This is a genomic window from Mycobacterium sp. 050272, from assembly GCF_039023525.1.
Lineage (GTDB): Bacteria > Actinomycetota > Actinomycetes > Mycobacteriales > Mycobacteriaceae > Mycobacterium.
In genome coordinates this window covers 104,306-122,739 of sequence record NZ_JBCHKV010000003.1, presented here as the reverse complement: position 1 = coordinate 122,739, position 18,434 = coordinate 104,306, and the positions used below count along the sequence as shown (strand labels likewise).

Sequence of the window (18,434 nt, the reverse complement as noted above, 5' to 3'; positions counted from 1 at the left end):
CCGCCCTACTCGGCGGCGGCCGATTGGTCGTCGTCCCCGAAGAAGTGACGGCCTCGCCGCACGACTTCCACGCTTTGCTGGTCGCCGAGCATGTCAATGTGCTCACCCAAACCCCCTCCGCCGCAGCGGCATTAACCCCGGACGGGCTGGACTCCGTGTCGCTGCTCCTCGGTGGGGAGGCCTGCCCGGCCGAGGTGGTGGATCAGTGGGCCGCCGGGCGCATGGTGATCAACGCATACGGCCCCACCGAAGCCACCGTCTACGCCTCGATGAGCAACCCGCTGGCGCCAGGATCGGGCGCCGCACCCATCGGCGTGCCCGTGGCCACCGCGGCGCTGTTCGTATTGGACCCCTGGTTGCGCCCGGTACCGGCCGGAGTGGTCGGCGAGCTGTACGTCGCCGGCACCGGGGTGGCGTGCGGATACCTCGGCCGGCCCGAGTTGACGGCCGCGCGATTCATCGCCTGCCCGTACGGCGAGCCCGGCACCCGGATGTACCGCACCGGCGACCTGGTGCGCTGGCGCGCTGACGGGCAACTCGACTACCTCGGTCGCGCCGACGAGCAGGTCAAAATTCGTGGCTACCGAATCGAACTCGGCGAGATCCAAACCGCCCTCGCCGGCCTTGGCGGCGTCGATCAGGCCGTCGTCGTCACCCGCGACGAGCGCACCGCCACCCGGCTCGTCGCCTATGTCACGGGCACGGCCGACCCGGCCGGGCTGCGCGCCGCACTGGCCGAGCAGCTTCCGGCCTACATGGTCCCGTCGGCGATCGTCGTGCTGGACGCACTGCCGCTGACCGTCAACGGGAAACTCGACACCCGCGCGCTGCCCGCACCCGATTACGAGGACGCCGGTCACTATCGCGCCCCCACCGACGCTATCGAAGAAATCCTGGCCGGTATCTACGCCCAAGTCCTCGGCCTCGAACGCGTCGGCATCGATGACTCGTTCTTCGACCTGGGCGGCGACAGCATCTTGTCGATGCAAGTGGTTGCCCGATCGCGCGCGGCCGGTGTGTTGTGCCGTCCGCGTGACATTTTCGTTGAGCAGACCGTGGCTCGGCTGGCCCGGGTGGCCAGCGTGGTCGACGATGACGCTGCCGGCGACGATGAGGGCATCGGACCAGTGGTGGCCACCCCGATCATGCGATGGCTGCGCGATGTCGACGGCCCGGTCGAGCAGTTCAACCAGACGGTCGTCGTGCAGGCACCTGCCGGCGTGACCGAGAACGACGTGGCAACGGTGTTGCAAGCCCTGCTGAACCGGCACGCGATGCTGCGGCTGCGGGTCGACGATGCATGGTCGTTGCAGGTGCGCGAGGCCGGGGCGGTCGATGCGCGGAGCTGTCTGCAATCGGTGGAAGCGCTCTCCGATCAGGTGCTGGTGGGGGCGCGGGCACGATTGGATCCGGGCAGCGCGACGATGGTGAGCGCGCTGTGGATTACCTCGACGTCCCAGTTGGTACTGATCGCGCACCATCTGGTCGTCGACGGGGTGTCGTGGCGAATCCTGTTGGAGGACCTCAATATCGCGTGGGCCCAGCACCGCAGCGGGCAGCCGGTAGCACTGCCCGCGCCGCGGACCTCGTTCGCCCGATGGGCTTCGCTGCTCGATGAGCACGCTCACTCCGCGGCGGTGCTTCGACACGCTGACGCGTGGCGGCAGGTCGCGGCCGTGCCGAACGCATTGCCGGCACCTCGGCCCGAGCTGGACACCTACGCCAGCGCGGGACAGTTGTCGGCCGAACTCGATGCCGAGACGACCCGCATGCTGCTCACCGAGGTCCCGGCGGCGTTTCACGCAGGCGTACAGGACATTCTGCTGATCGCGTTCGGCTTGGCCTGGTCGGAATTCTTGGGCACCCCCGCGGTAATCGGTATCGATGTCGAAGGCCACGGCCGCCACGACGAATTGGCCCCCGGTGTCGACTTGTCCCGCACAGTGGGATGGTTCACCACGAAATACCCGGTGGCGCTGCGCATCGGCGATCTGGTTTGGGCGCAGCTACTCGCCGGTGACTCCACGCTGGGTGCGGCGGTCAAGGACACCAAGGAACAACTGCGGGCGCTGCCCGATCCGCTCAGCTACGGGCTGCTGCGCTATCTCAATCCTGCCGCCGAGCTGACCGGGGCCGACCCTGTGATCGCGTTCAACTACCTCGGACGACTCGGCGCTGGCGCCACCGAGCTGTCCGACGATCTGTGGCGGGTCAGCCGGGACGGCGCAGCGGTGGCGACCACCGCCTCGGCGATCCCAATGCCGTTGGGACACAGCGTAGAACTCAACGCCGTCACCGTCGATACCGACACCGGTCCACGCCTGCAGGCGAGGTGGACATGGGCGCCGTCGGTGCTCGGCGGCGAGCAAGTCGACCGCCTCAGCGAGTTGTGGTTCGAAGCGTTGACGGGGATCTGCGCACACGTTCGCCGAGGCGGCGGCGGGCTGACACCGTCGGACATCGTCCCGGCCCGCCTTACCCAGCAGCAGCTTGACGAGCTGTGCCGGCAAGACGACGTCGCCGATATCCTCCCGCTCACCCCGCTGCAGCAGGGACTGCTCTTCCACGCCAGCGCCGCGAACGGCAACGCCGACGACCTGTACGCGATGCAGCTGGATCTCACGATCGCGGGCCCGCTCGATGCGGACCGGCTGCACGAAGCCGTGCGTACGGTGGTTAACCGGCACCCCAACCTGGCCGCCCGATTCTGTCGGCAGTTCGACGAGCCGGTGCAGGTCATGCTCGTCAATCCCGTTGTGTCGTGGCGGTATTACGTGTTGAGCTCCGAGGAGCGAATCCAGCAGGTCTGTGCCGCCGAACGCACCGCGGTCTGCGATCTGACCGAACCGCCGGCATTCCGGGTCGCGTTGATCCGCACCGGCGACGACGTGCACCGCTGTGTGCTGACGAATCACCACATAGTGCTGGATGGCTGGTCATTGCCGATCCTGGCGCAGGAGATCTTCGCCAGCTACCACGGGCAGCGACTACCCGCGGCCGGGTCGTATCGCAGGTTCGTCGCTTGGCTGGCCGAACGAGACGTCGGGGCCGCGGAGCTGGCCTGGCGAGAAGTGTTGGCCGGCTTGGATTCCCCCACCCTGGTGGGCCCACCGGGTCGGGTGCGGCCCGGACGCCGCGGCACCGCCGGTTCGGCCTTGTCGGAGCAGAGTACCCGCGCCCTGAGCGCGCTGGCCCGCGCGCATCACACCACCGTCAACGCCGTGTTGCAGGCCGGCTGGGCGCAGGTGCTGATGTGGCTGACCGGCCAGCGCGATGTCGTCTTCGGCACCGCTGTCTCGGGCCGCCCGCCCGAGCTGGCCGGCTCCGATTCAATGGTCGGCCTGCTGATCAACACCGTGCCGGTGCGGGCTACCAGCACCGCGGCCACTACGACGGCCGACCTGCTGGACCAGCTGCACCGCGCCAACAACCACACCTTCGACCACCAGCATCTGGCGCTCACCGAAATCCAGCGCGCCGCAGGCCATGACCAACTCTTCGACACCCTGTTCGTCTACGAGAACTACCCTATTGACACGTCGACCGCACTCGGTAACGGGTTGGCCATCACCGCGATGACCGCACGCGAATTCAACCACTACCCGCTAACCCTGCAGGCGATGCCCGCCGACGAGCTCGGCCTTCGCGTGGAATACGACACGGAGCTTTTCGACGCGAAAACCATTGAGACGCTGATCGGGCGGTTGCACCGGGTACTGACGGCGATGACGGCCGATGCGGAACAACGGCTGTCCTCGATCCAGCTGCTGGACGACGCCGAACATGCCCGACTCGACGAGTTCGGCAACCGAGCTGTGCTGACGCGACGCGGTCCTGCTCCCACGTCGATTCCGCAGCTGTTCACCGCGCAAGCCGTACGTACCCCGGAAGCGATCGCGATCAGCTGCGACGGCCACTCGATCACCTACCGCGAATTGGACGAGTCCGCCAACCGGATGGCGCATCTGCTCGCCGACCAGGGTGCTCGCCCGGGACATTCGGTGGCACTGCTTTTTTCACGCTCTACCGAAGCCGTCGTAGCGATGCTGGCGGTGCTCAAGACCGGAGCGGCGTACCTGGCGATCGACCCCGCGCATCCCGACAGCCGCATCGAGTTCATGCTCACCGATGCCGCGCCCGTCGCCGCGCTCACCACCGCGGGCCTGCGGCCACGGCTGCGTGGGCACGACCTACCGATCATCGACGTCGACGACCCCGCCGTCGATCTGCAACCCGCCAGTGCGCCAGAAGCGACACCGTCACCAGACGATGTCGCTTACCTGATCTATACCTCCGGCACCACCGGTGTCCCGAAAGGTGTTGCGGTCACGCATCGCAACCTGGCCCACCTGGCCGAGTCGACGCCCGCTGCGCTGCCCGTGCCACAGGTGTGGACGCAATGCCATTCCTATGGCTTCGACTTCTCGGCATGGGAGATCTGGGCGGCGCTGCTCGGGGGCGGCCGCCTGGTGGTGGTACCCGAGGCGGTGACCAGCTCGCCACCAGACTTCCACGCCCTGCTGGTGCGCGAACGGGTCAACGTTCTCACCCAAACCCCCTCGGCCGCAGCGGCATTGACCTCGCGTGGCCTTGAGTCGGTGGCGGTGCTGCTAGGAGGGGAGGCATGCCCCGCGGAGGTGGTGGATCAGTGGGCGCCCGGTCGGGTGGTGATCAATGCCTACGGCCCCACCGAAGCCACCGTGTACGCCGCGATGAGCGCCCCGTTGACACCGGGCACCGCCGTCGTGCCGATCGGAGCGCCGGTATCGACCGCAGCGCTGTTCGTCCTCGACGGCTGGTTGCGCCGGGTATCACCCGGAGTGGTCGGCGAGTTGTATGTGGCCGGAGCGGGCGTGGCAGCTGGATATCTCGGCCGCACCGAGTTGACCGCATCCCGTTTTGTCGCGTGCCCTTACGGACAACCGGGCGATCGGATGTATCGCACCGGGGACATGGTGCGCTGGCGCGACGACGGGCAACTCGACTACCTGGGCCGCGCCGACGATCAGGTCAAGATCCGCGGTTATCGTGTCGAACTCGGCGAAATTCAAACGGCCCTGGTCAACCTCGACGGCGTCGAACAGGCCGTGGTGATCACCCGCGATGACCGCCTCGGCGCCAAACGGCTCGTCGGCTACATCATCGGATCCGCGGACACCGCCGCGCTGCGCAGCGCACTGGTCGAGCGGCTGCCGTCCTACATGGTGCCATCCGCGTTGGTCGCCCTGAAGACACTGCCGCGCACGCCCAACGGCAAGCTCGACGTCCGTGCCCTGCCCGCACCCGAATATCAAGGTATCGGTGGCGATCACCGCGCCCCAGCTACGGCCATCGAGGAAATCCTCGCCGGCATTTACGCGCAAGTCCTTGGTGTCGAACAGGTCGGTGTCGACGATTCCTTCTTCGACCTCGGCGGCGACTCGCTGCTGGCGATGCGCCTGATTGCCACGATCAACTCCGGCCTCGACGCAGGCCTGCAGGTGCACACCCTGTTCGACGCTCCGACGATCTCCCGGCTGGCACCGCGTGTCGGGACCGGCCGAGGTTGGCTGGAGCCATTGGCGGCCTGGCCGCGACCCGCGGTGGTGCCGCTGTCCTTCGCCCAATCCCGATTGTGGTTCCTGGATCAGTTGCAGGGGCCGTCCCCGGTCTACAACATGGCGGTCGCGTTGCGGTTGTCCGGTCGCCTCGATGTCGACGCGCTGGCAGCCGCGCTCGGCGATGTGCTCACCCGGCACGAGAGCTTGCGGACGCTGTATGTGGCGCCCGACGGCGTCCCCCAGCAAGTGGTGGTGCCCACCGAGCGCGCCGAGTTCGCCTGGCAGGTGGTCGATGCCCGCGATTGGACCACGTCGAAGCAGGACGCGGCGTTCGAGGCCGCGGCGGGATACACGTTCGATTTGACGAACGAGATCCCGTTACGCGCAACGCTTTTCCACCTCGCCCCCAACGAGCACGTACTGGTCGGCGTGGTGCACCACATCGCCGCCGACGGCTCCTCGGTCGCCCCGCTGGTACGTGACCTGGGCGCGGCGTACGCCGCTCGGTGTGCCGGACAACAACCGGCCTGGACGCAATTGCCGGTGCAATACGCCGATTACACACTGTGGCAGCACGCGCAATTCGGTAGTCTTGACGATCCCGGCAGCCCCATCGCCACCCAGCTGTCCTACTGGCAAGACGCGCTGGCCGGAATACCCGAACGCTTGACGCTTCCCACCGATCGCCCCTACCCGGCGGTGGCCGACCAGCGCGGCGCGACCGTGGACATCGAGTGGCCGGCCGAACTGCAGCAGCGGATACGCACGCTGGCCCGCGAGCACAACGCGACCAGCTTCATGGTGGTGCAAGCCGCCCTCGCCGTACTGCTGGCATCCGTCAGCGCGAGTTCCGATGTCGCCGTGGGCTTCCCGATCGCGGGACGCCGCGAGGCGGCACTCGATGAGCTGGTGGGCTTCTTCGTCAACACCCTGGTGCTGCGCGTCGAGGTCGACGGCGATCCCACCATCATCGAGCTGCTGGCCCAGGTCCGCCAGCGCAGCCTGAGCGCCTACGAACACCAAGACGTACCCTTCGAAGTTCTCGTCGAACGCCTCAACCCGTCCCGCAGCCTCACGCATCACCCGCTGGTCCAGGTGATGTTGGGCTGGCAGAACCTCTACGGCGACGACCCCGCCGCCGCGCTGGCTCTCGGTGATGTCCGGGCCACCCCGCTGCCGATTGAAACCCACACCGCACGAATGGATTTGGCGTTCTCGCTGGTGGAGCGTTGGACCCGCGCCGGTGCGCCCGCTGGTATCCGCGGGACGGTGGAGTATCGCACCGACGTATTCGACGCCGACAGTATCCACACCCTGATCCGGCGATTCGAGCGGGTGCTGGAAGCCGTCACCGCCGACCCCACCCGGCGGTTCTCCTCGATCCGATTACTGGACGCCGGCGAGCGCGTCCGCCTCGACGAGATCGGCAACCGCGCCGTATTGACCCGGCCTGCCGCGGCCGCGAAGTCGGTCCCGGCACTGTTCGCCGCACATGTGGCCCGTGCACCCGAAGCGGTGGCGATAACCTTCCAGGGCGACTCGTTGACGTATCGCGATCTCGATGAGGCCTCGAACCGGTTGGGGCACTTGCTGATTGCTAATGGCGTTCGGGCTGGACAGTGTGTGGCGCTCGTGATGGAGCGCTCGGCCGAGGCGATCGTCGCGATGCTCGCGGTGCTGAAGACGGGTGCTGCCTACCTGGCGATCGACCCGGCGCTGCCCGATGCTCGCATCGGCTTCATGCTCACCGATGCCGCGCCGTCCGCCGCGATCACCACCCGGCAGCTGCTGCACCGGGTCGATGGTCACGACCTCGCGTTGATCAGCATCGACGACCCCGCGGTGGGCATTGCGCCGGGCACGGCGCTGCCGGCGCCGTCGGCCGACGAGATCGCCTATCTCGTCTACACCTCGGGTACCACCGGGACTCCGAAGGGGGTGGCGGTCACGCACCGCAACCTGGCGCACTTGGCGGAGTCGACGCCGCGAGAGCTGCCGGGCGACCAGGTGTGGACGCAGTGCCACTCCTATGCGTTCGACTTCTCGGTGTGGGAGATCTGGGCCGCCCTGCTCGGCGGAGCCCGGCTGGTGGTGGTGCCCGAGGCGGTGACGACCTCTCCAGACGACTTCCACGCCCTGCTCGTCACCGAGGGTGTCAACGTGCTGACCCAAACTCCCTCTGCGGTAACGGCGTTGGCGCCGCAGCAATTGGAGTCGACGGCGGTGCTGCTCGGCGGCGAGCCCTGCCCGGCCGAGGTGGTGAGGCAATGGGCGCACCGTCGCGTAGTGATCAACGCCTACGGTCCTAGCGAGGCCACCGTGTACGCGTCGATGAGCGCCCCGTTGGCGCCGGACACGGCGGTGGTGCCGATCGGTGCGCCGGTGTCGACGGCTGCGCTGTTCGTCCTCGATGGCTGGTTGCGCCCGGTGCCCATTGGCGTGGTCGGCGAGTTGTACATCGCCGGTGACGGCGTGGCGTGCGGGTATGTCGGACGAGCCGGCCTGACGGCAGCACGGTTCATTGCCTGCCCCTTCGGGGGACCGGGATCGCCCGGAGCAAGGATGTATCGCACCGGAGACCTGGTGCGGTGGCGGACGGACGGACAGCTCGACTACCTCGGGCGTGCCGACGAACAGGTCAAAATCCGCGGCTACCGCATCGAGCTCGGCGAGATCCGTTCGGCACTGGCCAGTTTGGACGGCGTGGACCAGGCGGTGGTGGTCACCCGCGAAGACCGCCCCGGCGTTGCCCGCCTGGTCGGCTACATCACCGGCACCGCCGACCCCGCTCAGATACGCGCGGCGCTGGCCGATCGGCTGCCGCCGTACATGATCCCGTCGGCGGTCGTGGCGATCGGCGCGCTGCCGTTGACGGTCAACGGGAAACTCGACACCCGCGCCCTGCCCGCTCCGGAATATCGCGATGTGGATCGCTACCGCGCTCCGGACAGCGCCACCGAGGAAATCCTGGCCACGATCTACGCCCAGGTCCTCGGCCTGGAGCGGGTAGGGGTCGACGATTCCTTCTTCGATCTGGGCGGCGACAGCATCTTGTCGATGCAAGTGGTCGCGCGGGCCCGGGCGGCCGGTGTGGTGTGCCGCCCGCGCGACATTTTCGTCGAGCAGACGGTCGCGCGGCTGGCCCAGGTCGCCACGGTGGCCGGCGATGGTGTGACCGTCGATGACGGCGTCGGGCCCGCGGTGGCCACCCCGATCATGCGCTGGCTGCTGAACATCGACGGCCCGGTCGAGGATTTCAACCAGGCATTGGTGGTGCAGGCGCCCGCCGCTGTGACCGACGATGACGTGGTTCTCGTTCTCCAGGCGTTGCTCGATCGGCACGCCATGTTGCGGTTGCGCGTCGCCGCCGACGGCTCCCTGGAAGTACCCGAGGTCGGTTCGGCGGATGCCCGCGGTTGCCTGGACATCGTCGACGAACTGTCCGAAACGACGCTGATCGCGGCCCGGGCGCGGCTGAACCCGGCCGCCGGGACAATGTTGAGCGCCGTGTGGGCGACCTCCACCGGTCAGCTGATGCTGATCATCCATCACCTGGCCGTCGATGCGGTCTCGTGGCGAATCCTGTTGGAGGACATCAATATCGCGTGGGGTCAGCAGCACAACGGGCAGCCGATCGCGCTACCCGCGGGCGGAACGTCGTTCGCCCGGTGGTCGTCACTGCTGTCCGAATACGCGCACACCGCGGCGGTCGTCGAGCAGGCCGACGCCTGGACGCGCACGCTGGCTACTCCGGCCGCGATTGCCGCACCCAACCCCGACATCGACACCTACGCGAGTGCCGACCAGATGGCGGTGGAGCTGGACACCGAGACCACCCGAATGCTGCTGGGGGAGGTGCCCGCGGCGTTTCACGCTGGCGTGCAAGACATTCTGTTGATCGCGTTCGCAATGGCCTGGGCAGAGTTTCTGAACAGCGACTCGCCGATCGGCATCGAAGTCGAAGGCCACGGCCGGCACGAAGAGCTGGCCGACGATGTGGACCTGTCGCGCATCGTGGGCTGGTTTACCACCAAATACCCGGTGGCACTGCGTGTTGACGGCCCGAACTGGGCGCAGGTGCGCGCCGGCGACGCGGCGTTGGGTGCGCTGATCAAGGATGCAAAAGAACAACTGCGCGCACTGCCGGACGGACTCACCTACGGGCTGTTGCGCTATCTCAACCCCGACGTCGACCTGACCGGGGCCGACCCGGCGATCGGGTTCAACTATCTCGGGCGACTCGGCGGCGCGACCGAACTCTCCGACGACCTGTGGCAGATCAGCCAAGACGGACTCTCGATGGCCGCGGCGTCCGCCGCGGTTCCAATGCCGTTGGGGCACACCGTCGAACTCAACGCGAGCACGCTGGACACCGACACCGGGCCTGCGCTGCACGCCAGCTGGACCTGGGCGCCCTCGGCAATCGATGAGGCGCAGATCAGCCGGCTCAGCCAGCTGTGGTTCGAGGCCCTGGCGGGAATCTGCGTTCACGTCCAGCGCGGCGGCGGCGGACTGACCCCCTCCGATATCGTCCCGGCGCGACTGAATCAGCAGCAGATCGACGAGGTGTGCCGGCAGCATGCCACCGCCGATATCCTGCCGCTCACCCCGCTGCAGCAGGGACTGCTGTTCCACGCCAACACAATCCACGGCAACGCCGACGACGTCTACGCCATGCAACTCGGCATCACCATCACCGGGCCGCTGGACCCCGACCGGCTACGCCGGGCCGTACACACCGTGGTCGGCCGCCACCCCAACCTGGCCGCCCGCTTCTGCCGTCAATTCGACGAACCGGTCCAGGTCATCCCGGCCGATCCGGTGCCGGCGTGGCAATACATCGAACTCGGCAACGATGCGCAGTCCGTCGAGCAAGTGTCCGCGGCCGAACGTAGCGCGGTCTGCAATCTTGATGAGCCGCCGGCATTCCGGGTCGCATTGATCCACACCGCCAGGGATCGCCATCGACTGGTGCTGACCAACCACCACATCGTGCTGGATGGCTGGTCGTTACCGATCCTGGCCCAGGAGATCTTCGCCGGCTATTTGGGGCATCGACTCCCCGCACCCACGCCCTACCGCCGGTTCGTCACGTGGCTGGCCGAACGTGACATCGGTGCCGCCCAGGCGGCCTGGCGACAGGCGTTCGCGGGGTTCGAGATTCCCACCCTGGTGGGCCCACCAGCGCGAATCGGGCTGGGGCGCCGAGGGGTACGGACATCTCAGGTCGGCGAACAGATGACTCAGTCGCTGAGTGACCTGGCTCGGGCACATCACACCACGCTCAATACGGTGTTGCAGGTCGGCTGGGCACAGCTGTTGATGTGGCTGACCGGTCAACACGACGTCGCCTTCGGCACCGCGGTCTCCGGCCGTCCCACCGAGCTCCCCGGCGCGGATTCGATGGTGGGCCTGCTGATCAACACGGTCCCGGTGCGGGCCAACTGCACGCCGCTGACCACCACCGCCGACCTTCTCAACCAACTGCATCGCGCCAACAACGACACCCTCGAGCACCAGCACCTGGCGCTGTCCGAGATCCACCGGGTGACGGGTCACGACCAACTCTTCGACACGCTGTTCGTGTTCGAGAACTACCCCGTCGACGCCGCCGGCCTCGCCGGTGTCGACGGGCTGGCCATCACCGAGATAACCGCGCGCGAATACAATCACTACCCCCTGACGCTGCAAGCCATGCCCGGTAAGGAACTCGGGCTGCGCGTCGAGTACAACACCGACATCTTCGCGGCGGACAGCATCGACACCCTCATCCTGCAGCTGCACGACGTACTCCTGGCCATGACCACCGCACCCACCCGCAGGCTGTCGTCGGTTGAGCTGTTGGACGCTGACGAGCAGGCGCTGATGGATGAGGTCGGTAACCGGGCGATGTTGTCGCGGCGCGCGGCCACGCCGGTGTCGATCCCCGAATTGTTCGCCGAGCACGTACAACGCGACCCGGATGCGGTGGCGGTGAGCTTCCGGGGACGCTCGCACAGCTATCGCGAGCTGGATGAGGCGGCCAACCGGCTGGCGCACCTGGTGGCCGGCCACGGTGCCGGCCCGGGACAGTTTGTGGCACTGCTGTTTACTCGCTCGCCGGAAGCCATTGTCGCGATGCTCGCGGTACTCAAGACCGGAGCGGCCTATCTGGCGATCGACCCGGCCCTCCCCGACGCACGGATCGGGTTCATGCTCGCCGACGCCACCCCAATCGCGGCGCTCACCACCGACGACCTGCTCCCGCGACTGGACGGCTACGACGTATCGATCGTCGACGTCAACGACCCCGTCGTGCATACCCAGCCCGCCACCGCGCCGGTGGCACCGTCGCCCGACAACATCGCGTACCTGATCTACACCTCCGGCACCACCGGTGTTCCCAAAGGCGTTGCGGTCACCCATCGCAACCTGGCCCACCTGGTCAGCTCAACCCCCGCACACCTGCCGCTGGCACAGGTGTGGACGCAATGTCACTCCTACGGTTTCGACTTCTCGGTGTGGGAGATCTGGGCCGCCCTGCTCGGCGGCGGACGCCTCGTCGTGGTGCCGGAGTCGGTAGCCGCCTCACCCGAGGACTTCCACGATCTACTCGTCAATGAGCGCGTCACCGTCCTCACCCAAACCCCGTCAGCCGCGGCATCATTGACGCCCAGCAGGTTGGGTTCGGTGGCGGTGCTGCTGGGCGGAGAGGCCTGCCCCGCCGACGTCGTGGACCAATGGGCGGACGGCCGCGTGGTGATCAACGCCTACGGCCCCACCGAAGTCACCGTCTACGCCTCGATGAGTGCGCCCCTGACGGCGGGGTCGGGGACGGCGCCCATCGGCGGCCCGGTTTCGACCGCTGCGCTGTTCGTGCTTGACGACTGGCTGCGCCCGGTCCCCATCGGCGTGGTCGGTGAGTTGTATGTCGCCGGCGACGGCGTGGCATGCGGATACCTGAACCGGCCGGGATTGACGGCATCACGATTTGTGCCCTGTCCCTTCGGTGCGCGCGGGGCACGGATGTATCGCACCGGAGATCTGGTCCGTTGGCATCCCGACGGGCAGCTGGACTACGTCGGGCGCGCCGACGAGCAGGTCAAGATCCGCGGCTACCGTATCGAGCTGGGTGAAATCCAAACTGCGCTGGTCAATTTGGACGGCGTCGAACAAGCCGCCGCGATCGCCCGGGAGGACGCACCAGGCACCACCCGCGTGGTTGGGTATGTCACCGGAACCGCAGACCCTGTCGCACTGCGAAATGCGTTGGCGAACAAGCTTCCTGCCTACATGATCCCGGCTGCCATCGTGGCACTCGAGGCATTACCGCTGACCACAAACGGCAAGCTCGATGTCCGCGCCTTGCCGGCGCCGGACTACCACGACCGGGGCAACTACCGCGCCCCGACGAATGCCGTCGAGGAAATCCTGACCGGCATCTACGCCCAAGTTCTGGGGCTCGAGCACGTCGGCACCGATGACTCGTTCTTCGACCTCGGCGGCGACTCGCTCTCGGCGATGCGCCTGATCACCGCCATCAACTCCGCTCTCGATGCCGATCTCGAAGTCCACACCTTGTTCGACGCACCCACCATCGCGCGGTTGGCACCCCGCGTCGGCAGCGACCGAGCCGGCCGGCGTCAGCCGCTGGTCGCAGGCCAGCGGCCGGCTCTGATTCCGCTGTCCTTCGCGCAATCCCGGTTGTGGTTCCTCTATCAGTTCGAGGGCGGGGTCGCGACCTACAACATGCCGACCGCGTTCCGGATCAACGGTTCACTGGACGTCGCGGCACTGGACGCGGCCCTCGACGACGTGATCGCCCGTCACGAATCGCTGCGCACCATCTTCGTCGAGATCGACGGCGTCCCCTACCAGGAGGTGCTATCGGCTGCGTCGGGAATGTGGCGACGCGGCCGTGATGCGGTGGTACCGCTGGCGCGACACCACATGGTCTCCGAAATGGTGGCATTGGCCAAGTACCGGTTCGATTTGTCGACCGAGATCCCGATTCGTGCCCAGATCTACTCGGTGACAGCCGAGGAACACTACGTCGGGATTGTGGTGCACCACATTGCCTTTGACGGATGGTCGCTGGCGCCGATGGTCAGAGACATCGGCGAAGCCTACCGGGCTCGACGGCAGCACCGGAACCCGCAACGAGCGCCGTTGGCGGTGCAGTACGTCGACTACACACTGTGGCAGCGCAAGCAGTTCGGTGATCTGGCCGACGCCGACAGCCCGATCGCCGCGCAGCTGGCCTACTGGGAACACGCGCTGGCCGGAATGCCCGAGCAGTTGCAGTTGCCCACCGATCGGCCTTACCCGCTGGTCGCCGACTACCGCGGCTCCCACGTGGCGTTGCAGTGGCCGGCCGAGCTGCAACAGCGCATCCGCGAGACCGCCCGCGAGCACAACGCGACCAGCTTCATGGTGATCCAGGCCGCCCTGGCGGTACTGCTCTCGGCGGTCAGCGCCAGTTCCGATGTGGCGGTGGGCTTCCCGATCGCCGGGCGGCGTGACCCCGCGCTCGACGAACTGGTCGGCTTCTTCGTCAACACCCTGGTGTTGCGCGTCGAGGTGGCCGGTGACCCCACCTATGCCGAGCTGCTGGCGCAGGTCCGCCGACGCAGCCTTTCCGCCTACGAGCACCAAGACGTCCCCTTCGAGGTGCTGGTCGAGCGCATCAATCCCACCCGCTCCCTGACTCATCATCCGCTGATCCAGGTGATGCTGGCCTGGCAGAGCGCCCCGGGACACCAGGTCGACTCCGCGACCGGATTGACCCTCGATGATCTGCAGGTCGCTCAGCTGCCGATGGACACCCAAACCGCGCGAATGGACTTGGTGTTTCACCTCGCCGAGCACTGGGACGACGCCGGTGACCCGGCCGGGATCGGCGGGACGGTCGAATATCGCACCGACGTGTTCGACGCGGGGACCATCAGTGCGCTGATCGAGCGACTGCAACGGGTGTTGGTGGCCATCACCACCGATCCGGCCCAGCGGCTGTCGTCGGCGGATCTCCTTGAGCCCGAAGAGTATGCGCGCCTGGACCAATGGGGCAACCGGGCAGTGCTGAGCGGCCCCACTTCCGAAGTCGCGTCGATCCCGCTGCGCTGGGCCGAGCAAGTCGCACGCACGCCCGGTGCGCTCGCCGTCACCTTCGCCGGTCTGTCGATGACCTATCGGGAGCTCGAGGAGGACGCGAACCGGTTGGCGCATCTGCTCACGGCGCACGGAGCCGCCCCGGGACAGACTGTGGCACTGCTGTTTACCCGTTCGGCCGAGGCGATCATCGCGATCCTGGCGGTGCTGAAAACCGGGGCGGCTTACCTGGCGATCGATCCGGCTCACCCCGACGCGCGGATCGGATTCATGGTCACCGACGCCAAGCCGGTCGCCGCGATCACCACGGCCGCGCTGTCCGGCCGTCTGGACGGGCACGACCTGGCGGTCATTTCGGTCGACGATCCCCGCATCTGCGGCTACTCGAGCACCGCTCTGCCGATGCCGGACCCCGATGACACCGCCTACATCATCTACACGTCGGGCACCACCGGCACTCCCAAGGGTGTCGCCGTCGCGCACCGCAACGTGACCCGCCTACTGCACTCGCTGGAAGGCGAGCTGGAGATGAAACAGGCATGGACACAATGCCATTCGTTGGCGTTCGACTTCTCGGTGTGGGAGATCTGGGGTGCGCTGCTTTATGGCGGGAGGCTGGTGGTGGTGCCCGAATCGGTGGCCCGTTCACCCGAGGACTTCCACGCGCTGCTGGTCGCCGAACGTGTCGGCGTGCTGAGCCGAACCCCGACGGCGTTCTACGCGCTGCAAACCGCCGATAAGCTTTCGGCCGAGCTCGCCAAACAGCTGGAGCTTGAGACCGTGGTCTTCGGCGGTGAAGCCCTTGAGCCACAACGTCTTCGGACGTGGTTGCAGAGGCATCCGCGCTCGCCACGCCTGATCAACATGTACGGCATCACCGAGACGACGGTGCACGCCTCGTTCCGGGAGCTCGTCGACGGCGACGTCGACAGCCCGGTCAGCCCCATCGGCGGGCCGCTGGCACATCTGGCGTTTTTCGTGCTGGACAACTGGTTACGCCGCGTTCCGGCCGGGGTGGTCGGGGAACTGTACGTGGCCGGTGCCGGGCTGGCCGACGGATACGTGCGCCGGCCCGACTTGACGGCGTCGCGGTTTTTGGCGTGCCCCTTCGGTGGGCCGGGAACACGAATGTATCGCACCGGCGACCTGGTGTCCTGGAGCGCCGAGGGGCAGTTGCGGTATGTCGGGCGCGCCGACGAGCAGGTCAAGATCCGCGGCTATCGCATCGAGTTGGGCGAGATCGAAAATGCCCTGCTGGACTGCCCACAGGTCACGCAGGCCGTCACCATGGTGCACCACGGCAACGCGGGCGAAAACCTGGTCGCGTACCTCACCCTGCGGCGCGCCAGCACCGCCGACCACGACGCCGAAATAGTCGGCCAGTGGCAGGACGTGTATGACGACCTGTACGACGGCCAAGACGCGGTGCCGCAGTTCGGCATGGATTTCCGGGGCTGGAACAGCAGCTACACCGGTGAACCGATTCCGCTCGAACAGATGCACGAGTGGCGAGCGGCCACGGTGCACCGGATCATGGGCCTGCGGCCCAGACGGGTGCTGGAGATCGGCGCCGGTTCCGGGCTGCTGCTGTCGCAGATCGCCCCGCACTGTGAGCGCTATGTCGCGACCGACATGTCGGCGGTGGCCATCGAGAACCTCGCCCGTTCGCTGGAGCGGCTGCAGATCCCGTGGCGTGATCGGGTCCAGCTGCTGGCCCGGCCCGCCCACGTGACCGAGGGATTGCCGGCCGGCGACTTCGACACGATCATCGTCAACTCGGTCATCCAGTACTTCCCGAACGCGGCGTACCTGGCCGACGTGATCGGCAACGCCATGGAGCTGCTCGCGCCAGGCGGCGCACTGTTTCTCGGCGACATCCGCAACCACGCTTTGCAGGACGCCTTCCAAACCGGGGTCGCGCTGGCACGCACCACCACTGCCGACGTCGCCGAGATCCGCCAGCGGGTCCACCGCGCAGTCGTCAGCGAACCTGAATTACTCTTGGCCCCAGAGTTTTTCACCACCTGGACCGCCGACCACCCGGGCGCTGCCGGACTCGACATCCAGGTCAAGCGCGGGATGGCCGACAACGAACTCAACCGGTACCGCTACGACGTCGTCATCCGCAAGACCCCGGGACCCCTACGTTCCGTGGCGTCGGCGCCCAGTTGGACGTGGAGCGAATGCGCCGGCCTGCTGGGTCTGCACACCCGCCTGGCCTCGCAACGTCCCGCCGCGGTGCGCGTCACCGGGATCCCGCGAGCCGGACTGGCCGGCGACGTGCGCATCGAACGCGCCCTTGCCGACGGGCTGCCGTTGGCCGATGCGCTCACCCCACCACCGCCGGGCCCCGACAGCGTCACTCCCGAACAACTGCACCGCCTCGGCGAAAACGCCGGCTACCAGGTCGCGGTGACCTGGGGCGCCGAGCCGGGCAGTCTTGACGCCGTTTTCCTCGTGTCCCCCGGTCTTCCGTTGACCGACCTCTACCTGCCCCGCCCCGAGGCCGACCAGCGCAGCGCGCACGCCAACAACCCGAACACCAACATGGAGATCAGCGCGGTGCGCCAGCGGCTGAGTGCGCGGTTACCCGAGTACATGGTGCCGGCGCAGATCGTGGTGATCGACGAGTTCCCATTGACTTCGTCGGGCAAGATCGACACCAAGGCGCTTCCGGCGCCGGTGTTCGCCGCCACGCCATTCCAGGCCCCGCGAACCGAGACGGAGCAGATCATCGCGGGGATCTATGCGCAGGTCCTGGGGATCGAGCGGGTCGGAGTCGACGACTCGTTCTTCGATCTCGGCGGCGATTCGCTGTCCGCGATGCGCGTGATCGCCGCGATCAACGCCGCTCTCGATGTCCACCTTCCGGTACGCACCATGTTCTACGCCCCGTCGGTCCGAAATCTCAGTGAGCAACTCGGCGCCCAGGACAGCGCCGCGGAGGTGGTCGGAGTCGAGGTCTTCCGGGACGGCTCCGGCGCACCGCTGTGCTGCATTCACGACGGGCTCGGACTGAGCTGGGCGTATCGCGCGCTGGGCGAGTACGTGGATTGCCCGATCATCGGGATCAACCAGATCTCGCACGACGGCGAGGTCGAGCCGGCGTCGATTCGTGGCCTCGCGGCCAACTACGCGGACCGTATCCAAGCCCGCTATCCCGACGGGCCCTACAAGCTGCTCGGCTGGTCGTTCGGCGGTGTCGTCGCCCACGAACTCGCGATCGAACTGCAACGGCGCGGACGCGTCGTCGAGAGCCTGGTGCTGATCGACCCGGTGTTCAGCGCCAACAAGTTCGTCGCGCGACTCACCGCCAACCGGGCCATCGCAAAGAATCAGGCGCTGGATGAAAGCCACATCCTGGAACACATCTTGCGGACCAATCGGATCGACATTCCCGCGCAGTCCGGACCGCTGGGATACCGCCAGGCCGAAGAACTGGTGCACCAGCACGGAGCCGGGATCCCGCTGCCGCCCCAGCAGCTGCTGGAGTTCATGGTGCACAGCGTCCAGACCAACCAGCGACACCTGCTGGACCACGTGCCCGGCGTGTTCGACGGTGACATGGTCATCTTCTCCGCCGCCCGCGGCAGAACCGACGACAAGCGGGGAAGGTCACGGTGGCGAGGCCTGCGAACCGGGCGAGCGGCCCGGTCCCAGCAGCGGCTTTGGCGACCGTACGTCGCCGGAGAGATCGCGATCTACTCGGTCGACAGTACGCATCTCGAGATGCTGACCGCCGATGCGCTGAGCACCTACGGCGAACAGCTCGGGCTCTACCTGCACACCAGGGTGACGCAGCGCTGA

Annotated in this window: 1 protein-coding gene (cut by a window edge); it reads left to right on the top strand. The window is 67.4% G+C overall.

The features are described 5' to 3' along the window. Window positions 1-18,434: the 3' portion of a non-ribosomal peptide synthase/polyketide synthase gene (locus AAHS21_RS08315; RefSeq protein ID WP_342927214.1), read on the top strand. Its footprint begins 12,733 nt before the window's first position; only the last 18,434 of its 31,167 coding nucleotides appear in the window; its start codon lies off the left edge, out of view; the stop codon is at window positions 18,432-18,434.